Consider the following 21,464-nt stretch of genomic DNA (forward strand, 5'->3'; position numbering starts at 1 on the left):
GCAACATGCTGAAAGACAGCGGGGATGAACCTGCTCCCCGGCCACGGCCGGGGATATTCATCGTAGAGAAGGATGTGAATCATGCAACACAACGCAAACGAACTGTGGCAGCGCTATCAGGCCGCCAAAGCGCAGGCTTCCGCTAAATATGCCCGTGATATCGCCGCTGAAATGGGCATTAGCGAAGCGGAATTAACCGCCGCTCGCGTTGGCCACGATGCCGTTCGCCTGCAGGACGACATGCGGGCAATCATCGCTGGACTGGAAAGCGTCGGCGAGACCAAATGCATCTGCCGTAATGAATATGCGGTGCATGAGCAGGTGGGCCAGTTTACCCACCAGCACCTTAGCGGCCATGCCGGGCTGGTGCTGAACCCGCGCGCACTCGATCTGCGCCTGTTCCTCAGCCAGTGGGCCTGCGCCTTCCACCTGAGTGATAACGGCCGCCAGAGTATTCAGTTCTTCGACCATCACGGCGACGCGCTGTTGAAAGTCTATGCGACGGCTCAAACCGATATGACGGCGTGGGAAGCGCTGATTGCGGGGCAGACCCATGCCGCCCCGACACCGTTGGCTATCCGCCCCGTTGATGCCCCCCGCTATGCCGCTTCCGCCGACGGCGCGGCGCTGGAAAATGAATGGCGCGCCATGACCGACGTCCATCAGTTCTTCGGGCTGTTGCGAAAATATAACCTCTCTCGCCAGCAGGCTTTCCGCCTGGTCAGCGATGACCTGGCCTGCCGCATTGACCACGATGCCCTGCCGCACCTGCTGGAAACCATTCGCGAAGAGGGCAATGAGATCATGATTTTTGTTGGCAACCGCGGCTGCGTGCAAATCTTTACCGGCGCCCTGGAAAAGCTGGCCCCGATGCGCGGCTGGCTCAACATCTTCAATACCACCTTCACCCTGCACCTGCGTGAAGACAGTGTTGATGAAGTCTGGGTAACGCGTAAGCCGACCTCGGATGGCCACGTCACCAGCGTGGAGCTGTTTGCCCATGACGGTACGCAAATCGCCCAGCTATACGGCCAGCGTAGCGAAGGCCATCCGGAGCAGGCGACATGGCGTAGCCAGGTTGACCGTCTGACGACGGAAGGACAGAGCGCATGAAACGCTGGCTGATGTTATTTGCCGCTCTTCCCCTGTTTGCGCATGCCGCCGCAGAACGCATCATCTCTCTGGGCGGCGATGTCACAGAAATCGTCTATGCCCTGGATGCACAGCAGCAGTTGGTCGCTAAGGACAGTACCAGCACCTGGCCTGCCGCCGCGCGATCGCTGCCGGACGTCGGTTATATACGCCAGTTGAACACCGAGGGGATCCTGTCGTTACGCCCGACGATCGTCCTGGCGAGCGCGCAGGCCCAGCCTTCGCTGGTCCTGCAAAAGGTAGAGGACAGTCGGGTAAGAGTGGTTAATATCCCGGGCGGTAACGATCTGTCGGCGATTGATAAAAAAATCGTCGCGGTTGCCGACGCGCTGGGTAAGCAGGCTGAAGGTGACGCCCTGCGCCACACCGTTGCCGCACAGATAGCGCAGATCCCCACGCAACCAGTCGGCAAACGGGTGCTGTTTATTCTCAGCCACGGCGGAATGAACACGATGGTCGCCGGGCAAAAGACTGCTGCCGATGGTGCTATTCAGGCCGCCGGGCTGCAGAACGCGATGCAGGGATTCGACCATTATCGCAGCATGTCTCAGGAAGGCGTGATCGCCAGCCTGCCGGACCTGGTGGTGATCTCCGCCGACGGGCTTAAAGGTATGGGCGGTGAAGCCGGCTTATGGAAACTGCCGGGGCTGGCGCAAACGCCTGCCGGTCGCCATAAACAGGTGCTGGTGATTGACGATATGGCCCTGCTCGGCTTTGGACCGCGGACGCCGCAGGCGGTCAGCGAGCTGAGGAAAAAAGCGGAGCAGCTCCCCTGATGCACTCCACTCTCTCTCGCCATCTGTGGTTAATGACGCTGCTGCTGGTGAGCCTGACGCTGTTCGCGACTACCCTCGGCGCAATGCCTCTGCCGCTCGCCAGTCTGTGGCCGCCGGGGGATGAGGTGCTGCGCCATATCTGGCTCACCATTCGTCTGCCGCGCGTCCTGCTGGCGCTGCTGGTCGGCGCCGCGCTGGCGCTCTCCGGCTGCGTCATGCAAGGGCTGTTCCGCAACCCATTAGCCGATCCCGGCCTGCTGGGGGTCAGTAGCGGTGCAGCGCTGGCGGTGGCCTGCTGGCTGGTTCTGCCGCTGTCCGTTCCGGCGCTGGTGGCGCTGTATGCTCCCATGCTGGCGGCGTTTATCGGCAGTATCGCAGTCATGGTGGTCATTTTTATCCTCAGCCAGGCGAATGAGGGTTCGCTATCGCGCCTGCTGCTGGTCGGGATCGCCATCAACGCGCTGTGCGGCGCGCTGGTGGGGGTGCTGGCCTGGGTAAGTAACGACACCCAGCTGCGCCAGCTGTCGCTGTGGGGGATGGGCAGTCTCGGCCAGGCGGAGTGGTCCACGCTGCTGGTCGCGGCCACCTTAATCTTTCCTGCTTCGCTGATCATCTGGCTAATGGCTTCCCGCCTCAACCTGCTACAGCTTGGCGATGAAGAAGCCCACTACCTGGGGATTAACGTCCGGGCCGTGCAGCGTCTGCTGCTACTGTGCAGCGCGCTGCTGGTGGCCTCTTCGGTGGCAATCAGCGGCGTGATTGGCTTTATTGGCCTTGTGGTACCGCACCTGATACGAATGTGGCTGGGGCCGGACCACCGCGCGCTGGTGCCAGGATCGCTGCTGGCCGGGGCGATCTTACTGCTGCTGGCCGATACCCTTGCCCGCACCGTCGCCGCACCAGCCGAAATGCCGGTGGGTCTGCTGACCAGCATGCTCGGCGCACCGTGGTTTTTGTGGTTAATTTTCCGCCAGCAAAGGACGACATATGGATAATCGTGATAGCACCTGGCGCGCCACCTCACTCTCTCTGCTGCTGGGCAAACGCCGGATCATCGATGATGTGTCGGTCCGGCTGTCCGGTGGAGAGATGACCGCGCTGATTGGCCCAAACGGCGCCGGTAAATCAACGCTGCTGCGGCTGTTGACCGGTTTCTTATCCCCAAACGGCGGCGAACGTCATGTAGAAGGACGTTCGCTGGAACACTGGTCGTCGGAAGCGCTCTCCCGCCGCCGGGCGGTGATGTTGCAACGTACGCAGCTCCATGCCGACTGGCCGGTGGAAACGGTCATCGCCATGGGACGCTCGCCATGGGGTAAAAATCCGGACCCACAGATGATTCAGCAGGTGATGGCGGAAACCGGCTGCGACCACCTGGCGGGCAGGCGCTATCCTTCGCTTTCCGGCGGCGAACAGCAGCGGGTGCAATTGGCCCGTTGCCTCGCTCAGCTGTGGCATGACGACGCTCCACGGGGCTGGCTGTTTCTCGACGAACCGACCTCGGCGCTGGATCTTTACTATCAACAGCATCTGCTGCGTCTGCTAAAACGGCTGACCCGCAGCGGCCAGCTGCACGTCTGCGTCGTACTGCACGACCTCAATCTCGCCGCGCTTTGGGCAGACCGCATTCTGCTCCTCCATCAGGGAAAGCTGGTGGCCGAGGGAACCCCGCAGGAGGTCATTCGCCAGTCGGTTATCAGCCGCTGGTACGGGGCTGAAGTGCGAATGGCTGAGCATCCCGATATTGCCGTCCCGCAGGTATATCTGGCGCCGTGAGTTGATGACACTATTGTGCCTGTTTTCTGCCGGGCGGCGGCGAACGCCTGGCCCGGCCGACAAAAAACGGTCAATCGTCCGGCGCCAGCCAGCAACGCTTTCCCGGTTCGCGCTGCGCTTTGCCGGGCGGCAATGGTGCTGGTGGGTCAGGCAGAATACCCGGTATGTAGCCGGGTAAGCCGCTAGCCGCGACCCGGCGATGCCAGGGAGGGCGCACGTTGTCAGCCGGACATTGACGCCCTTTCCGTTGGTAATTAGCCTTTTACGGTCTTGAAGCCGTGCCATCCGGCGTCCGCGCCATCGTCCATGAAGGAATGCCGCCTTCGCACGGATACTTCGCCGCTTTGGCTTCATCAATATCAATTCCCAGACCTGGCTTGTCGTTCGGGTAGGCATAACCGTGATCTATCTCCGGGCATCCCGGGAAGACATCGCGTAGTGCATCATTCATCGGCGTGTACTCCTGAATACCAAAGTTAGGCGAGCTCAGATCAAGGTGCATGTTCGCGCAGACGCCGACCGGTGAGATATCGCCAGGCCCATGCCATGCAGTGCGCACACCGTTAAGCTCGCTATACACCGCCAGTTTCTTCGCCGGCGTAATACCGCCGATAGTGCTGACGTGGCAGCGAATATAATCGATCAGCTTATTGTCAATTAAGGGTTTCCACTCATTCACATTCACAAACAGTTCCCCCATGGAGATCGGTGTGGAGGACTGCTGGCGGAGCATTTTAAGCCACTCGATATTTTCCGGAGCGACCGGATCTTCAAGGTAGAAGAGCTGATATTGTTCAAGCGTTTTGGCAAGATGAATCGCGGTCACCGGCGTCACGCGCTCATGCACGTCATGAATAAACTCAATACCAAATCCCAGCTTGTTGCGCAGATGGTCAAACAGGCGAGGAACACTTTTAGCGTAAGCGTCCGGGTCAAAATAGATTCCCGGCGTTTTGCTGCGCGGGGAACGCTTCGGTTGGATATTTTTCGCCCGCGCCAGCTGGGTCGCAATCAGCTTGAGATCGTCGGTACCCGCGCCGCCATACATGCCCATCTGACAGCGTACATACTGGTATCCCTCTTCCATTCTGGCGCGGATATTGTCTTCGACTTCCACTTCGTCACCGCCATCGGTATGGCAATACAGCGGAATGCCGTCGCGGCATTTACCGCCTAACAAATCATAAACCGGCATGTCCGCGAGCTTACCTTTGATATCCCACAGCGCCATATCCACGCCCGATAGCGCGTTGTTCATAATCGGTCCGTTGCGCCAGTAACCGCTGACCGCGCCAGACTGCCAGATATCTTCAATTCGCGTTGGATCTTTGCCAATGAGAAAAGGCGCCATGTACTCATCGATAGCGCTTTTCACGGCGAAGATTCGCTGGGTAAACGTCGCGCAACCCAGACCATACAGGCCTGGCTCGTTGGTTTCGACCTTCACAACCGCCAGATCAATGCCACCGGGTGCCGTCAGAATCGTTTTCACGTTAGTGATTTTCAGGTTACTCACTTTAACTCCTCAGTTCAGAGAATTAACTGCCTGTCATGCTGCAAGAGAATGTCATCGTCAAATATGTAGGTTGTCCTACAACTTTGCGTTGTTATAACACGCCAGCCAGGCGATCGTTTCCTGAACATTTAATTCTGTGATCGCGATCATGTCACAATCACCAATATAAATACCAATCAATTAGTTACGATAAATAATCGCAATAGAGATGATGGTTAATGCGAGGTGTTTGTGATCCATATTGCAAATTTATTTTTAGCGTATTGCTTTTGCCTCGCCAAAAAACCAATCTTAAATAAGACAGTCGTCATACAAGTAAATTCAACGAGGAAATAAAATGAGCGCATTATTCGATTTAACGGGAAAAACGGCTCTGGTCACCGGATCGGCGCGCGGTCTGGGGTTTGCCTATGCGGAAGGACTCGCCGCCGCGGGCGCCAGAGTGATACTGAACGATATTCGCGAAACGCTGCTGGCGGAGTCGGTCGATGCGCTGGCAAGTAAAGGTTACAGCGCGCACGGCGCGGCGTTCGACGTCACCAGCGAAGAAGCGATTGAGAAAGCGTTTGCCGAACTGGATGCGCAGGACATCCACGTGGATATTTTGATAAACAACGCCGGGATTCAATACCGCAAACCGATGGTAGAGCTGGAGCTGGAAAACTGGCAAAAAGTGATTGATACCAACCTGACCAGCGCTTTCCTGGTCTCGCGCACCGCGGCAAAACGAATGATCGCCCGCCGTTCCGGCGGGAAAATTGTCAATATTGGTTCGCTGACCAGCCAGGCTGCACGGCCCACCGTCGCGCCCTATACGGCCGCGAAAGGTGGGATCAAAATGCTGACCTGCTCCATGGCTGCAGAGTGGGCGCAATTCAATATACAGAGCAACGCCATTGGCCCAGGCTATATTTTGACCGATATGAATACCGCCCTTATCGAAGATAAGCAGTTCGACAACTGGGTGAAAGACAGTAACCCATCGCAGCGCTGGGGTCGCCCGGAAGAATTGATTGGGACTGCGGTCTTCCTGTCCTCAAAAGCCTCTGACTATATCAACGGACAGATTATTTACGTCGACGGCGGCTGGCTGGCGGTACTGTAATCATTTCGCCAATCATCAACCTCCGTGCGTAAATCCTATTTTGGAATAGAGATCATGATAGATAAAATACAAACAAAACTAGCTCCCTTACGTTGGAAAAAGCTAATACCGCTGGCATTTATCACTTATAGCCTGGCCTATCTGGATCGTGCTAACTATGGATTTGGTGCCGCATCCGGTTTAGCGGAAGACCTCAATATCACTCCCGGAATATCATCATTATTAGGTGCTTTATTCTTTCTTGGGTATTTTTTCTTTCAGGTTCCCGGGGGGATTTACGCTGAAAAACGTAGTGCTAAAAAACTGATATTCTGGAGCCTTATTCTGTGGGGAATCCTGGCAACCGCGACAGGGATGGTGCATGATGTAAAAGTCCTTGCGGTGATTCGCTTCCTTCTTGGCGTGGCTGAAAGTGTGGTGATGCCCGCAATGCTTGTTTTCTTAAGCCACTGGTTTACAAAGAAAGAGCGTTCAAAAGCCAATACTTTCCTTTTCCTTGGCAACCCTATTACCGTGCTGTGGATGTCCGTTCTTTCGGGCTATCTTGTTGATGCCTTTGGCTGGCGAGGAATGTTTATTATTGAAGGCGTTCCGGCAATTATTTGGGCGGCGATATGGTGGTTTATTTTTGTTGACCGTCCCGCGGATGCCAAATGGTTAACACAACAAGAAAAAAATGATATTGAAGCTGCGCTGGCCGCTGAGCAAACTAACATCAAAGAAATAAAAAACTACAGTGAAGCTTTTCGTTCAGGAAAAGTCCTTTCCCTTTCCTTCATTCATTTTTTCTGGAATATAGGAATGTATGGTTTCATTATGTGGCTTCCGTCTATACTGAAATCAGCATCAGGTTTGAGTATTGTCGCGACGGGTTGGTTATCGGCAGCCCCTTATCTGCTGGCCGTGCCTCTTATGCTAGCCGCCTCCTGGTATTCAGATAAATTTCTGAATCGCAAAATTATTGTTCTGCTCTTTTTAGGTCTGGGCGCGGTCTGCTTTATCGCTTCCTTCACCATCGGCGCCGCCAATTTTTGGTTATCCTATGTGCTGCTGATGATTGCGGGTGGGGCGATGTATACGCCATATGGTCCATTTTTTGCGGCAATACCTGACATGATCTCAAGGAATGTTATGGCTGGAGCGATGGCCTTCATCGTCAGTTTTGGGGCACTTGGCTCATTCGTTGGCTCATGGATTGTGGGCTATCTGAATGGTTTAACCGGTGGGCCAGGCGCTTCGTATATATTCATGGGGAGTTCGCTTGTCCTCGCCGTCTTACTGACTTCAATGACCGCTTTTACCAGTAAAGAGTCCAGCAGTACGAAAGTACAGACTTGTTAATATTCGGCGCCCTAACGGGCGCTTTGTTTTGAAAAATGATATATTACCCGACTGTTTATCACTCACACGGACAGCGATCTTGAGCATAAAATCCATTCAAAAACAGAATGTTGTAAATGAAATTTATGATCAGATAAGCGCAAAGCTGCTGGATGGTAGCTGGCCGCCGGGTAGCCGCCTCCCGTCTGAAGCGGAGCTTACCACTTCCTTTAACGTCAGCAGGGTCAGCGTGCGCAGCGCGGTCCAGCGCTTTCGCGATCTCGGCATCGTCGTCACTCGCCAGGGGAGCGGTAGCTTCGTGAGCGATCACTTTACGCCGCAGATGCTGAGCAACGATCCTCGTCCAATCATGCATCTCAGCCGCGAAGAGTTTCACGACATGATGATCTTCCGCCAGACCGTGGAGTTCAAATGCGTGGAGCTGGCCGTCACCCATGCCACCGAGGAAGATATTCTCCAGCTTGAGCAAGCGCTCAATAATATGCTGATCAACAAAGGCGACTACAAAAAGTATTCTGAGGCAGACTACGCTTTTCACCTGGCTATCGTCAGGGCTTCACACAACAGTGTCTTTTATAATGTGATGAATTCCATTAAAGACATCTATTATTACTACCTTGAAGAGCTTAATCGTGCGCTAGGTATCACCCTTGAGAGCGTTGAAGCCCATATCAAAGTCTATATGTCTATCAAAAATCGCGATGCCAGCACGGCGGTGAAAGTGCTTAACGAAGCCATGTCGGAAAACGTTACCGCGATCGATAAGATTAAGTCTTCGACGAACAGCAACGATTGAGTGACCGTCTTCCCCCCTTCCTGCATCATTTCGTTGCCGGTATGGTTACCGGCAACAGCGGATTTTTATTGCGTTAGAAAATTTCCCGATACCGCGATTTAATCTCTTCCAGCTTCGTGTCGCGCGGGTTGCCGCCGGTCGCAGCCTTCAGGTTGGCTGCCCCATTTCAGCATCGATGATCGTCACTGCCGGGATACTTACAGTCCCACCACCTCCTTCTTGTTTTCCTGCTATAAAGACTCCGTTATCATGCTGTCTATATGTAAATGAGCAGAAATGCAGAATGTCACGGGAACCAATGAGCACAGTACGGCGTAACGAGAACAATAAACTCCGCTAACTCATTAAAACTTAAAAATGGACATCATAACCTGATGAGCACACTAGAGAATCTTGACGCCCATACCCCGATGATGCAGCAGTATCTGAAGCTGAAGGCTCAGCACCCGGAGATCCTGCTGTTCTATCGTATGGGGGACTTTTACGAGCTGTTTTATGACGATGCCAAACGGGCTTCACAGCTGCTCGATATCTCGCTAACCAAACGCGGCGCCTCGGCGGGCGAGCCCATTCCGATGGCCGGGATCCCGCACCATGCGGTGGAAAACTACCTCGCCAAACTGGTCAACCAGGGTGAATCGGTGGCCATTTGCGAACAGATTGGCGACCCGGCAACCACCAAAGGTCCGGTCGAACGCAAAGTGGTGCGTATCGTCACGCCTGGCACCATCAGCGATGAAGCGCTGCTGCAGGAGCGTCAGGATAACCTGCTGGCCGCTATCTGGCAGGACAGCAAAGGCTTTGGCTATGCGACGCTGGATATCAGCTCCGGTCGTTTTCGCCTGAGCGAACCCGCCGACCGCGAAACCATGGCCGCCGAGCTGCAGCGTACCAACCCGGCGGAACTGCTGTATGCCGAAGATTTTGCCGAATCGGCGTTGATTGAAGGCCGCCGCGGCCTGCGCCGTCGTCCGCTGTGGGAGTTTGAAATCGACACCGCGCGCCAGCAGCTGAATTTACAGTTTGGCACCCGCGACCTGGTCGGTTTCGGCGTCGAAAATGCGCCGCGCGGTCTCTGTGCCGCAGGCTGCCTGTTGCAATATGTCAAAGATACCCAGCGCACCTCCCTGCCGCATATTCGCTCCATCACCATGGAGCGCCAGCAGGACAGTATTATTATGGACGCGGCAACCCGCCGTAACCTGGAGATTACCCAGAACCTGGCCGGCGGTTTCGACAATACGCTGGCGTCGGTGCTCGACTGCACCGTGACGCCGATGGGCAGCCGGATGCTCAAACGCTGGCTGCATATGCCGGTGCGCGACACGGCGGTGCTGGTCGAACGTCAGCAAACCATAGGCGCGCTGCAGGAGCGTTATACCGAACTGCAGCCGGTGCTGCGTCAGGTGGGCGATCTGGAACGTATTCTGGCGCGACTGGCGCTGCGCACCGCGCGTCCGCGCGACCTCGCCCGTATGCGTCATGCGTTCCAGCAGCTGCCGATCCTGCGCGAAATGCTGGCCGACGTCAGCTGCACGCCGGTCCAGCAGCTGCGCGATAAAATGGGCGAGTTCAGCGAACTGCGTGAACTTCTCGAACGCGCAATTATCGACGCACCGCCGGTACTGGTGCGCGACGGCGGCGTTATTGCCCCGGGTTACCATGAGGAGCTCGATGAATGGCGCGCGCTGGCGGATGGTGCCACCGACTATCTCGATAAGCTGGAGATTCGCGAACGCGAACGCCTGGGGCTGGACACGCTGAAAGTCGGTTACAATGCCGTGCACGGTTACTACATTCAGATCAGCCGCGGCCAGAGCCAACATGCCCCGATTCACTACGTCCGCCGCCAGACGCTGAAAAACGCCGAACGCTACATTATTCCGGAACTGAAGGAGTATGAGGATAAGGTACTGACGTCGAAAGGGAAAGCGCTGGCGCTGGAGAAACAGCTCTACGAGCAGCTGTTCGATATGCTGCTGCCGCACCTTGCCGACCTTCAGCAAAGCGCCAGCGCGCTGGCGGAGCTGGATGTGTTGGTTAACCTCGCCGAACGCGCGGAAACCCTGAACTACTGCTGCCCGACCTTCAGCGACAAACCGGGTATTCGCATCAGCGAAGGCCGTCACCCGGTGGTCGAACAGGTGCTGAAGGAGCCGTTCATCGCCAACCCGTTGAGCCTGGCGCCGCAGCGCCGGATGCTGATTATTACCGGCCCGAATATGGGCGGTAAAAGTACCTATATGCGGCAGACAGCGCTGATTGCCCTGCTGGCCTATATCGGCAGCTACGTCCCGGCAGAGAAGGTTGAAATCGGCCCTGTCGATCGCATCTTTACCCGCGTCGGCGCGGCAGATGACCTGGCAAGCGGCCGTTCCACCTTCATGGTAGAAATGACCGAAACCGCCAATATTCTGCATAATGCCACCGAACACAGCCTGGTGCTGATGGATGAAATCGGCCGCGGGACCTCCACCTACGACGGTCTGTCGCTGGCGTGGGCCTGTGCGGAAAGTCTGGCCAATAAGATTAAGGCGCTGACCCTTTTTGCCACCCACTACTTCGAACTGACCCAGTTGCCGGAGAAAATGGAAGGCGTGGCGAACGTCCATCTTGATGCGCTGGAGCATGGCGATACCATCGCCTTCATGCACAGCGTCCAGGATGGCGCCGCCAGCAAAAGCTACGGTCTGGCGGTTGCCGCACTGGCGGGCGTGCCTAAAGAGGTGATTAAGCGCGCGCGGCAGAAATTGCGCGAACTGGAGAGTATTGCCCCAGGCGTTGCCGCCACGCAGGTCGACGGTACGCAGATGTCACTGCTCTCCGCCCCGGAAGAGACCTCGCCAGCGGTAGAAGCGCTGGAAAATCTCGATCCGGATTCTCTGACCCCGCGTCAGGCGCTGGAGTGGATTTACCGGCTGAAAAGCCTGGTGTAACGCCTGCTTGTTCAGCTGAAGTGACAAAAGGGCAGCCCGTTAAGCGCTGCCCTTTTAGCAAAATAAATGGCTGCGAGAAGCCGTGACCTGATAAGCCATACGCGGGGTTCTCCCCGCGCCGTTGCTTCTTGTGCGATTGGTAAGCGAGAACAGCGTTCAACCCCATACTACGCGCGTTGATATTCAGCGCGCATAATGAGCCGCCTGCCATTAGCATAAATCCCGGCAGCGTAGTCCACGGTATAATGATTGCCGCAGGGGGATATCTTGCCTCCCTGCAAAGAACAGACTGGCATCTGAATTGTTCAGATTCATACGCCAGCCTCAGTGGATAGACATATCTCCTGGGACTTTCGCCCATCCGGGCCCTGTCAGTGCTCAAAGCCAGCCTCAAGCACCCGCCGCTATGCTCTCCCCACCGGCTGGCAAAAATTATCAGACGGAAATAAAACGGGATGGTTTTATTAGCGATTGCGAGAAGGCTCGCAAATACTCAGATGCTATTAATCCTTCCCGTCATGTTAATGAAGAAATAGTTTTCATTGATGAGGAAATATAAAAACAGTCCGGTTGTGCGATAAAAAGCGCCATCCGCGTTCCCCCTTCTATCCACAAGCTCATGACGCAAAAAAAGTTAGCCCTGGCGCTCGCGTAGAAAATCAATAAAGGCCCGGACCCGGGTCGGGATATGCTGCGCATCCGGATAAACCGCATACACGCCCTGCGGGGGAAAGGTAAACCCGGGCATCACCTGAATCAGTCTGTGCTCCGCCAGTGCCGGCGCCACCAGCCACTCGGGCAACAGCGCAACCCCGCAGCCCGCCAGCGCGAACGCCAGCAGCGCGCTGGCGCTATCCGCCGACAGTCGCGGCACCGCTTTAATGTCAAAAGCCACGCTCTCGTCGCGTGGTCCGGTGAGCTGCCAATGGCGTGGCGCGGACAACCGCTCATGAATAATCCATGCCGCCCGGGCCAAATCTTCAAGCGTCTCCAGAGGATGTTCCGCCAGCCATGACGGCGCGGCAACCGGGACAATTGCAAAACGGGAGATCAGCGCCGCGCGGTAGCGCGAATCCGCCAGCGTTCCGAGGCGGATCGCCACATCAAAACGCTCAGAGATTAAGTCCGCATGGTGCGAGGAGGAGACGTGGCGCACCCGCAGCGCCGGATGCCGCTGGCTGAACTCAGCCAGCGCAGGAATAATCACCTGGGTGCCGTACTCCGGTGTGGTGGTGATACGGAGTTCGCCGCTCAATCCGCTATGGCTGGCCCGCACTTCATCCTGCAGGTTTTCCGCCGTTTTCAGTAACGCCAGGCCGCGATGATAGAACAGCGAACCGGCCTCAGTAAGCGTGAGTCGTCGCGTGGATCGTAACAACAGCGTGACGCCAAGTTCACTCTCCAACTGGCGCACGTTAAAACTGACCACCGCCTTGGTTTGCCCCAGAGCCGCCGCAGCCGCGGTAAAACTCCCGCTTTCCACCACCGCGACAAACATGGTCATACGTTGCAGATTCAGCATATTCACTTCACTTATTGTCAAAAAATTTCAGACAGTATATCCCCGGATGTCCTGTTTATCCGCCTGTCCCGGCGGCTTAGAGTAGCGGCCTTCTGATGAGGAATAAAAATGACAGTACGCAGCAAGGTCGCCACCGTTTTTTTACTGGGTTTCTTTCTCGATTTAATCAATATGTTTATCGCCAGCGTCGCCTTCCCCGGCATGAGCCGGGTGCTCAACGCCTCCGTCAGTGAACTGGCCTGGGTGAGTAACGGCTATATCGCCGGCCTGACGCTGGTCGTGCCATTCAGCGCCTGGTTGACGCAGCGCTGCGGGGCTCGCCGGCTCTTTATGCTTTCGCTCACGCTATTCAGTGCGGCAGCGCTGGCCTGCGGACTGAGCGACTCGCTGGGCAGCCTGATTTTCTGGCGCGCCCTGCAAGGGATGGGCGGGGGATTGCTTATCCCCGTCGGACAGTCTCTGACCTGGCAGCTTTTCCAGCCGCACGAGCGGGCGAAACTGTCGGCCGCCGTGATGTTGGTCGGTCTGCTGGCCCCCGCCTGTTCTCCGGCAGCAGGTGGACTGCTGGTTGAAACATTCAGCTGGCGCGGGGTCTACTTTGCCAGCCTGCCCGTAGCGCTGATCACTCTGGCGTTAGCCGGCGTATGGCTAAAAAATGACGACGGCCCGGCACGGCCTTCCCGTTTCTTACATCTGCCGCTGCTGGCCGATCCGCTGTTGCGTTTCGCCATGTTGATTTATCTCTGCGTACCCGGGGTCTTTATTGGCATTAACGTGGTTGGCCTGTTTTACCTACAGACAATAACCGGCATGTCGCCTTCGGCAACGGGCGCTCTGATGCTTCCCTGGTCGCTGGCGTCATTTGTGGCTATCTCTCTGACCGGCCGTTTTTTCAATCGCCTCGGCCCTCGCCCCTTTATTCTCTCCGGCTGCCTGCTTCAGGCCGCCGGGATCCTGCTGTTGACCGGCGTCACGCCGCAAAGCTCAATGGCGTCGCTGGTTTTCGCCTTTATCCTGATGGGCGCCGGCGGCAGCCTGTGCAGCAGCACCGCCCAAAGCTGTGCATTTCTCAACATCGCCAATGGCGACATGCCGGATGCCAGCGCACTGTGGAACATCAACCGTCAGCTCAGCTTTTTGGCCGGAGCCGCATTGCTGTCCGCATTGCTGGCGGTCCTGCAGGTTTATTATCCGGCAACACAGGCCTGGCACGGGGTGTTTATCATCGCCGCGTGCCTGACGCTTATCCCGCTTCTGGGCTGCCTGTACCTTAATAACCAGGCGATAGTCACGCGCCTGCATCAAAAAATGGAGATCCCATGAACCCGTATATTCAGGAAACGATCGACGCCCATGTGGCTATTGAAAACTGGCTGAGTCACAAACAAGGTGCGGTAGAGGCCTTAATGGCACGCTTTTCCCCTGATTTTTCAATGGTTGGTATCGGTGGAAACGTCATGGACCACCGGGCGCTCAGCGCTTTCTTTACGGCCGCGGGCGGCAGTCGTCCAGGCTTGAGCATCATCATTGATAGCACGACCACGCTCGCCGAATGGCACGATGGCGCGGTGATATGCTATCGGGAAAGGCAGCGTGTACCCGAACAGAGCGAGACTCTCCGCTGGTCAACGGTCCTGTTCAGGAAAACTGGAGGGCGCATTTTGTGGCGTCATTTACATGAGACCCGACAGGCCTAGCATGCAAAGAAAAAGGCCCGATCGGACGATCGGGCCTTTTTGAGAGGAAAATTGCTTATTCGCGGAATAGCGCTTCGATGTTCAGCCCTTGTCCTTGCAGGATTTCCCGCAGGCGGCGCAGGCCTTCAACCTGGATCTGACGTACGCGTTCGCGGGTCAGACCAATTTCACGGCCAACATCTTCAAGCGTAGCGGCCTCGTAGCCCAACAGGCCAAAACGACGCGCCAGGACTTCACGCTGCTTGGCGTTCAGTTCGAACAGCCATTTAACGATGCTTTGTTTCATATCATCGTCCTGCGTGGTGTCTTCCGGACCGTTGTCTTTCTCATCGGCCAGAATATCCAGCAGCGCTTTTTCCGAGTCGCCGCCCAGCGGCGTGTCCACTGAGGTAATGCGCTCATTGAGACGCAGCATACGGCTCACGTCATCAACCGGCTTATCCAGCTGCTCGGCAATCTCTTCCGCACTCGGCTCGTGGTCCAGCTTATGGGACAACTCACGTGCGGTACGCAGATAGACGTTCAGCTCTTTGACAATATGGATAGGTAAACGGATGGTACGGGTTTGGTTCATGATCGCCCGTTCAATCGTTTGACGAATCCACCAGGTGGCATAAGTCGAAAAACGGAACCCACGTTCCGGGTCAAACTTCTCAACCGCGCGGATCAGCCCCAGATTGCCCTCTTCAATCAGATCCAGCAGCGCCAGACCACGATTGCTATAACGACGAGCAATTTTCACCACCAGACGCAGGTTACTTTCAATCATCCGGCGGCGTGAAGCCACATCACCACGCAATGCGCGACGGGCGAAATAGACCTCTTCTTCGGCCGTCAGCAGTGGGGAATAACCAATCTCTCCCAGGTAGAGCTGCGTCGCATCAAGCACACGTTGTGTTGCGCCTTGCGACAGAAGATCTTCCTCGGCCAGATCGCTATCACTGGGTTCCTCTTCTACTAAGGCTTTCTCATCGAAAACCTCGACTCCGTTCTCATCAAATTCCGCGTCTTCATTTAAATCATGAACTTTCAGCGTATTCTGACTCATAAAGATGGCTCCTACCCGTGATCCCTGAGCAAAGCACCTTCGCTATACATCATTCAACGACGCCGGACGGAGACTTTTTGCCCCGGTTAAGGGGCTGTTGCGACCGGCCTGGCGTCTGCTAACTGATGTGACGCTTATCCGTACTTCGCCAAATTATCGCTGCGGTAAATACTGCAGCGGGTTGACGGATTTCCCCTTGTAACGAATTTCAAAATGCAATCTTGTAGAACTGGTGCCGGTGCTACCCATGGTAGCGATTTTCTGCCCCGCTTTGACTTCCTGTTGCTCCCGGACCAGCATTGTATCGTTATGAGCGTAGGCACTCAGGTAATCATCGTTGTGTTTGATGATAATAAGATTACCGTAACCGCGCAGCGCGTTACCGGCATAGACGACGCGTCCGTCAGCGGTCGCGACAATAGCCTGTCCCTTACTGCCTGCAATATCAATACCTTTATTGCCGCCTTCTGCGCCACTAAAGTTCTCAATAACCTTGCCATCAGTCGGCCAGCGCCATGTGGAGATAGGCGAACTGGTTGACGTACTGCTTGCAGTCGGTTGGTTTGTGCTAACAGCGGGAGCCGTCACTGGCGCGACGGTAGTCGTCGTCGCTGGCTTATTGTTCGGCAACATCTTATTAGCATTCTGTTCACCTGAGGATTCAGAATACGTAATAGTTGGTTGTGACGCAACCACTGCGGTCGATTTTTGTGCAGTATTTGAGGCCGCCGTCGCACCTCCGCTTGCCCGTACGCTTGCCGCAGCAACGGCGTTATCACCGGTGATTGGTTGGCCAGCAGAGTTGCCAACCTGCAGCGTCTGACCAACGTTCAGACCGTATGGCGCAGGGATGTTGTTGCGTTGCGCGAGGTCACGGAAATCGTTACCCGTTACCCATGCAATATAGAACAGCGTATCGCCGCGTTTCACGGTATAGGTGCTGCCACCCGTATAGCTGCCTTTCGGAATATCGCCATATTTACGGTTATAGACTATCTTGCCGTTCACGGTCTGCACCGGCTGCTGAGCCATCGGCTGAATCTGCGTCGCAGGGGTCTGAACCGGCTGTACCTGAGGTGTATGCGGAACAATGGCGGAACCTGTTGTCGACGGCGGAGTGATCAGCATCCCGGAATTCGTACCCGAGGATGAGGCTCCACCCGCCGAGCTAACCGGCGCAGGCGGATTATTGGTATTGGTACAACCTGCCAGCCAGAGTGAAACCAGTGATAACGCCGCAATACGGCTTAAGGTAAATTTTGGGCTTCCCGCGCTCATTTATCCCCCAGGAATATGTTAACTGCCAATATCTTGCTTACCGGACAACACCCGGCCAGGACACTGAAAATGTGTCCACCCTACGCCTAAAGTCAGGCAAAAAAAACCTGGATAAATCCGGGTCTCACGCCAGCTCCCCTTGCACCAGGGGAACAAAGCGCACGGCTTCGACGGTATCCATCACAAACTCATTACCGCGACGACGGATCCGTTTCAGAAACTGATGCTCCTCGCCCACCGGTAATACCAGCACACCTCCCTCATCCAGCTGCGCCAGCAGCGCTGGCGGCACTTCCGGCGGCGCGGCGGTGACGATAATCGCATCAAAGGGAGCGCGTGCCTTCCAACCCTGCCATCCATCGCCATGACGGGTTGAAACATTATGTAAATCAAGTTGTTTCAGGCGACGACGCGCCTGCCACTGTAAACTCTTAATCCGTTCGACCGAACACACATGATGAACGAGGTGCGCCAGTATCGCCGTCTGGTAGCCTGAGCCGGTGCCAATCTCCAGCACCCGCGATTCCGGCGTCAGCGTCAGCAGCTCCGTCATCCGCGCCACCATGTAGGGTTGCGAGATGGTTTGCCCCTGGCCGATAGGGAGTGCCGTGTTCTCCCACGCCTTGTGTTCGAAGGCTTCATCAACGAATTTCTCACGCGGTACCAGGGTTATCGCCTCGAGCACGCGCTCGTCAACAATGCCCTGAGTACGCAGCTGATTCAGCAGGCTTTCAACACGTTTGCTTACCATTGTGTTTCCACTCCGACGCGATCCAGCCAGTCGGCCACCATCCCGTGAGCCTGGTGGGCGGTTAAATCAACGTGCAGCGGCGTCACGGAGACATAGCCTTCATCGACGGCCGCAAAATCGGTATCCGGCCCGGCATCGTGCTTCTCTCCCGGCGGGCCAATCCAGTACAGCGTATTGCCGCGCGGATCTTTTTGCGGAATAACCTGATCGGCGGGATGTCTGCTGCCGCAGCGGGTCACGCGAATGCCTTTAATCTGCTCAAGAGGCAGATCGGGCACATTGATATTGAGGATGCGACCGGTACGCAGCGGCTCGCGGCCTAAAGCACGCAGGATAGAGCAGGTAATTGCCGCCGCGGTGTCGTAGTGCTGATGGCCATTCAAGGAGACGGCCAGGGCCGGAAAGCCGAGATGACGGCCTTCCATTGCGGCAGCGACGGTGCCGGAGTAGATGACGTCATCGCCGAGATTGGGGCCGGCGTTAATGCCGGAAACCACGATATCCGGACGGGGACGCATCAGGGCGTTGACGCCGAGATAGACACAGTCCGTTGGCGTCCCCATCTGGACGGCAATATCGCCGTTATCGAAAGTGAAAGTGCGTAGCGAAGACTCAAGAGTCAGGGAGTTCGATGCGCCGCTGCGGTTACGATCGGGTGCAACTACCTGGACCTCAGCAAACTCCCGTAAGGCCTTCGCCAGGGTCTGAATACCCGGCGCATGAATCCCGTCATCGTTACTCAGCAATATTCGCATAGTCACCCGTTGTATTGATAAGTTCCCTTACCACGCTGGTGGCGAAGCTGCCCGCCGGCAGCCAGAAACGCAGTTCAACGGTTACGTCATCCCACCAGTTCCAGCTCATCTGCTGCGGATAGAGCAGCATCGCCCGGCGCGCCGCTTCCACTTTTTCCCGCACCAGCAGAGCCTGGAGCTGCGTCTCTTCTGCAACGGCCGCCTGCTCGGCGGCCAGCGCCTCGCGTTGGCTGCCCCACTCGCCGCTTCCCGGTAACGCCGCCGTAATCATCAGTTCACGGTTATCAACCCGCTCCTGCAGCTGCGCACGTTCCTCAGGCGTGGCGACAAACCAGCTCCCGCGCCCCGCTAATTGTAGCGCATCGCCATCAACAACCTGATTAAATTCCGGTTTTTTTAATCTAATACTGACCTGTTGATTAAACAAGCCGCTACGCGCCGCCGACAGCCAAAAACTGCGTTTATTGCGATCGCGAACCGGTGCGCCGCTCTCCGCCCAGCGCAGCGCGCCCATCAGATTGCTGCCGCCGATACCAAAGCGCTGGGCGCCGAAATAGTTCGGCACACCCTGCGCGGCAATGGCCTGCAGACGCCGCTCGACATCCTCGCGATCGCTAATCTCCCGCAGGATCAGGGTAAACTGGTTGCCCTTCAGCGCGCCGAGGCGCAGCTTGCGTTTATGCCGCGCGTACTCCAGCACCTGGCAACCTTCCAGCTGAAACTGGCTCAGATCGGGCATCTCTTTGCCCGGAAGCCGGGCACACAGCCACTGTTCGGTCACGGCATGTTTATCTTTCTGCCCGGCAAAACTCACTTCACGCGCATGGATTTTAAGGAACTTAGCCAGCGCATCAGCCACAAACCGCGTATTGCAGTCCGTTTTCAGAATCCGTACCAGCAGATGCTCGCCTTCGCCATCCGGCGCAAAGCCAAGATCTTCGACCACCACGAAATCTTCCGGGTTGGCTTTCAGTATCCCCTGCCCCTGCGGTTTACCGTGCAGCCAGGTGAGGTCATTGAAAGCGATCATGGCTGCACCTTATGCAGCAGCGCTACCGCTTCGCAGGCGATGCCTTCACCGCGGCCGGTGAAACCCAGCTTCTCGGTAGTGGTGGCTTTCACGTTGACGTCATCCATATGGCAGCCGAGGTCTTCGGCGATAAAGACACGCATCTGCGGAATATGCGGCAGCATTTTCGGCGCCTGAGCGATGATGGTGACATCCACGTTTCCGAGGGTATAGCCTTTGGCCTGGATCCGCCGCCAGGCTTCGCGCAGCAGCTCACGGCTGTCGGCTCCCTTGAAGGCCGGGTCGGTATCCGGGAACAGCTTGCCGATATCCCCCAGCGCCGCCGCCCCAAGCAGGGCATCGGTCAGCGCATGCAGCGCCACATCGCCGTCGGAGTGGGCCAGCAGCCCTTTTTCATAGGGAACGCGTACCCCGCCAATGATGATTGGGCCTTCACCGCCAAAAGCGTGTACGTCAAAACCGTGTCCAATTCGCATTAAGCCTTCTCCTGGTGTCGGGAACGGGTAAGGTAAAATTCTGCCAGCGCCAGGTCTTCCGGGCGCGTCACTTTAATATTATCAGCTCGGCCAGCGACCAGTTCGGGATGGAAGCCACAGTACTCCAGCGCCGAGGCTTCATCGGTAATGATCGCGCTTTCATTGAGCGCGCGCGTCAGGCAGTCGAGGAGGAGCTCACGAGGGAAAAATTGCGGCGTCAGCGCATGCCACAGATCGTTACGGTCGACCGTGTGCGCAATGGCTACCTTGCCGGGTTCCGCACGTTTCATCGTGTCGCGTACCGGCGCGGCGAGAATGCCCCCCACGCGACTGGTTTCGCGCAGCGCCAACAGGCGCTGAAGGTCGTCCTGGTGCAGGCACGGGCGCGCGGCATCGTGCACTAGCACCCATTCAGCTTCAGGCAGCGCCTGTAGACCAGCCAGTACGGAGTCAGCGCGCTCGGCCCCGCCGTCGACGACGGTAATCTGCGGATGAGTGGCCAGCGGCAGCTGGCTAAAGCGGATATCGCCGGGACTGACGGCAATCACCACGCGCTGCACGCACGCGTTCGCCAACAGCGCGGCGACCGCGTGTTCGAGAATCGTTTTGTTACCGATTGAGAGATATTGTTTCGGGCATTCCGTTTGCATGCGGCGGCCAAAACCGGCTGCCGGTACCACGGCGCAAACACCCGGAAAAGTGGCTGCCATGTCGTAATCCTGGGCTTGTTTATCGATTGTTCTGCGCCGACCCCTGGTTGCGCTTAGACGCATCCGGGACCAGACGATAAAATGTTTCGCCCGGGCGGGTCATGCTTAGTTCATTGCGTGCGCGCTCTTCGATCGCTTCCTGACCGCCGTTAAGGTCATCGATTTCCGCAAAGAGTTGATCGTTGCGCGCCTTTAATTTGCTGTTAGTGGCTTGCTGCGCGGTGACGTCGTCATTCACCCGGCTATAGTCATGCAGACCATTTTTACCGAACCACAGCGAGTACTGTAGCCAGACCAGCAAAGCCAATAGTAGCAGCGTTAATTTACCCATTCTGCCCCCTGAAAAACGGCATCATCATCCCATAACTCGCCCGAGTATTTCACTCCGACGCGCGGACGACGCCGCGTAACGCGGGGACTGTAACACATTTCTGTCGCCGATACCCAGGCTTGATTCATACGCAGAAAGGACTATCCCAACAACCAGAGGAACAGCAGACCAAACATCAGCCCCACGGTCAAAATCGTCGCGCAGACGCTGTACAGGAGCTTACCGTTCAACAGCGAGTGCAGCGCAATCCCAACAACCACGGCAACCGGCATTAAGGCGAGAAAAAAGGGCCAGGTATAGAGGAGGAAAAAAAGCGTATTACTGCCATACATGAGGAAGGGAATACCCAGCGCCAGCAGCCATGAAATAAAGCCCACGGCAGCGCCTGACAAAGACCAGGTGGTCTCGTCATGGGCCACCGGTGGTGGTTCTGAGCGAATAATACTGATGTTCTGGGTATTGCGCATA

General features: G+C 56.5%; 22 protein-coding genes. 11 read left to right on the forward strand and 11 right to left on the reverse strand.

Translation table 11 applies throughout. The annotated features are described in order from the left end of the window. Positions 1–81 precede the first annotated feature (81 nt). The 5 genes from MC50_RS02880 to MC50_RS28640 are packed head-to-tail and all read left to right on the forward strand — an operon-like array spanning position 82 to position 3,890. On the forward strand, positions 82–1,113 hold the full coding sequence (locus MC50_RS02880; RefSeq protein ID WP_032690976.1) for a hemin-degrading factor: 1,032 nt from the start codon (positions 82–84) through the stop codon (positions 1,111–1,113). Continuing rightward, a complete protein-coding gene (locus MC50_RS02885; protein WP_047663415.1) occupies positions 1,110–1,928 on the forward strand; it encodes a heme/hemin ABC transporter substrate-binding protein in 819 nt (272 codons plus the stop codon). Before MC50_RS02880 ends, MC50_RS02885 begins: the two co-directional genes overlap by 4 nt. Continuing rightward, positions 1,928–2,923: a FecCD family ABC transporter permease gene (locus tag MC50_RS02890; RefSeq protein WP_047663416.1), complete on the forward strand. Its 996-nt coding sequence runs from the start codon at positions 1,928–1,930 to the stop codon at positions 2,921–2,923. The genes MC50_RS02885 and MC50_RS02890 overlap by 1 nt, the downstream gene beginning before the upstream one ends. Continuing rightward, a complete protein-coding gene (locus MC50_RS02895) occupies positions 2,916–3,704 on the forward strand; it encodes a heme ABC transporter ATP-binding protein (protein ID WP_047663417.1) in 789 nt (262 codons plus the stop codon). Before MC50_RS02890 ends, MC50_RS02895 begins: the two co-directional genes overlap by 8 nt. A 15-nt stretch (positions 3,705–3,719) precedes the next feature. Next, positions 3,720–3,890 (forward strand): hypothetical protein, encoded by a 171-nt coding sequence (locus MC50_RS28640; RefSeq protein WP_164673321.1) that lies wholly within the window; start codon positions 3,720–3,722, stop codon positions 3,888–3,890. A gap of 76 nt (positions 3,891–3,966) precedes the next feature. On the opposite strand, the gene MC50_RS02900 is transcribed toward MC50_RS28640, so the two are convergent. Then, positions 3,967–5,220, reverse strand: coding sequence for an enolase C-terminal domain-like protein (locus tag MC50_RS02900; RefSeq protein ID WP_047663418.1), 1,254 nt, complete (start codon positions 5,218–5,220; stop codon positions 3,967–3,969). A gap of 337 nt (positions 5,221–5,557) precedes the next feature. On the opposite strand from MC50_RS02900, the gene MC50_RS02905 reads away from it, so the two are divergent. The 4 genes from MC50_RS02905 (at position 5,558) to mutS (ending at position 11,398) form a co-directional block, all read left to right on the forward strand. Then, positions 5,558–6,325, forward strand: coding sequence for an SDR family oxidoreductase (locus MC50_RS02905; RefSeq protein ID WP_032696766.1), 768 nt, complete (start codon positions 5,558–5,560; stop codon positions 6,323–6,325). A 54-nt stretch (positions 6,326–6,379) separates the two neighbouring features. Next, positions 6,380–7,666 carry an MFS transporter gene (locus MC50_RS02910; RefSeq protein WP_077267058.1) on the forward strand — a complete coding sequence of 429 codons (1,287 nt, stop codon included), beginning with the start codon at positions 6,380–6,382 and terminating at the stop codon, positions 7,664–7,666. A gap of 79 nt (positions 7,667–7,745) precedes the next feature. Then, positions 7,746–8,462: a FadR/GntR family transcriptional regulator gene (locus MC50_RS02915; protein WP_032696765.1), complete on the forward strand. Its 717-nt coding sequence runs from the start codon at positions 7,746–7,748 to the stop codon at positions 8,460–8,462. A 374-nt stretch (positions 8,463–8,836) separates the two neighbouring features. Then, a complete protein-coding gene (mutS, locus tag MC50_RS02920) occupies positions 8,837–11,398 on the forward strand; it encodes a DNA mismatch repair protein MutS (protein ID WP_032698913.1) in 2,562 nt (853 codons plus the stop codon). Positions 11,399–12,032: 634 nt separating this feature from the next. On the opposite strand, the gene MC50_RS02930 is transcribed toward mutS, so the two are convergent. Further along, positions 12,033–12,920, reverse strand: coding sequence for a LysR family transcriptional regulator (locus MC50_RS02930; protein ID WP_047663419.1), 888 nt, complete (start codon positions 12,918–12,920; stop codon positions 12,033–12,035). Between the two features lie 108 nt (positions 12,921–13,028). On the opposite strand from MC50_RS02930, the gene MC50_RS02935 reads away from it, so the two are divergent. Together MC50_RS02935 and MC50_RS02940 are read left to right on the forward strand one after the other, a co-directional pair. Further along, a complete protein-coding gene (locus MC50_RS02935) occupies positions 13,029–14,243 on the forward strand; it encodes an MFS transporter (RefSeq protein ID WP_047663420.1) in 1,215 nt (404 codons plus the stop codon). After that, on the forward strand, positions 14,240–14,617 hold the full coding sequence (locus MC50_RS02940) for a DUF4440 domain-containing protein (protein ID WP_047663421.1): 378 nt from the start codon (positions 14,240–14,242) through the stop codon (positions 14,615–14,617). Before MC50_RS02935 ends, MC50_RS02940 begins: the two co-directional genes overlap by 4 nt. A gap of 55 nt (positions 14,618–14,672) precedes the next feature. On the opposite strand, the gene rpoS is transcribed toward MC50_RS02940, so the two are convergent. The 9 genes from rpoS to MC50_RS02985 form a co-directional block, all read right to left on the reverse strand. Continuing rightward, positions 14,673–15,665 (reverse strand): RNA polymerase sigma factor RpoS, encoded by a 993-nt coding sequence (gene rpoS / locus MC50_RS02945; RefSeq protein WP_004866938.1) that lies wholly within the window; start codon positions 15,663–15,665, stop codon positions 14,673–14,675. Between the two features lie 153 nt (positions 15,666–15,818). Then, positions 15,819–16,943, reverse strand: coding sequence for a murein hydrolase activator NlpD (gene nlpD, locus MC50_RS02950; protein ID WP_032690968.1), 1,125 nt, complete (start codon positions 16,941–16,943; stop codon positions 15,819–15,821). 124 nt (positions 16,944–17,067) lie between these two features. Beyond that, the gene (locus MC50_RS02955) at positions 17,068–17,694 is read right to left on the reverse strand and encodes a protein-L-isoaspartate(D-aspartate) O-methyltransferase (protein WP_004866942.1); all 627 of its coding nucleotides are present in this window, start codon (positions 17,692–17,694) and stop codon (positions 17,068–17,070) included. Next, positions 17,688–18,449 (reverse strand): 5'/3'-nucleotidase SurE, encoded by a 762-nt coding sequence (gene surE, locus MC50_RS02960; RefSeq protein ID WP_032690967.1) that lies wholly within the window; start codon positions 18,447–18,449, stop codon positions 17,688–17,690. The genes MC50_RS02955 and surE overlap by 7 nt, the downstream gene beginning before the upstream one ends. Next, positions 18,430–19,479 carry a tRNA pseudouridine(13) synthase TruD gene (gene truD, locus MC50_RS02965; protein ID WP_047663422.1) on the reverse strand — a complete coding sequence of 350 codons (1,050 nt, stop codon included), beginning with the start codon at positions 19,477–19,479 and terminating at the stop codon, positions 18,430–18,432. The genes surE and truD overlap by 20 nt, the downstream gene beginning before the upstream one ends. Further along, the gene (gene ispF / locus MC50_RS02970; protein WP_032690965.1) at positions 19,476–19,955 is read right to left on the reverse strand and encodes a 2-C-methyl-D-erythritol 2,4-cyclodiphosphate synthase; all 480 of its coding nucleotides are present in this window, start codon (positions 19,953–19,955) and stop codon (positions 19,476–19,478) included. The genes truD and ispF overlap by 4 nt, the downstream gene beginning before the upstream one ends. Beyond that, positions 19,955–20,665: a 2-C-methyl-D-erythritol 4-phosphate cytidylyltransferase gene (gene ispD / locus MC50_RS02975; protein WP_032690964.1), complete on the reverse strand. Its 711-nt coding sequence runs from the start codon at positions 20,663–20,665 to the stop codon at positions 19,955–19,957. Before ispD ends, ispF begins: the two co-directional genes overlap by 1 nt. A gap of 19 nt (positions 20,666–20,684) precedes the next feature. Beyond that, the gene (gene ftsB / locus MC50_RS02980; protein ID WP_032690963.1) at positions 20,685–20,996 is read right to left on the reverse strand and encodes a cell division protein FtsB; all 312 of its coding nucleotides are present in this window, start codon (positions 20,994–20,996) and stop codon (positions 20,685–20,687) included. A gap of 140 nt (positions 20,997–21,136) precedes the next feature. Then, on the reverse strand, positions 21,137–21,463 hold the full coding sequence (locus MC50_RS02985; protein ID WP_032690962.1) for a DUF3561 family protein: 327 nt from the start codon (positions 21,461–21,463) through the stop codon (positions 21,137–21,139). Position 21,464 lies beyond the last annotated feature (1 nt).

The sequence above is a fragment of the Klebsiella planticola genome, from assembly GCF_000783935.2.
Lineage (GTDB): Bacteria > Pseudomonadota > Gammaproteobacteria > Enterobacterales > Enterobacteriaceae > Klebsiella > Klebsiella planticola.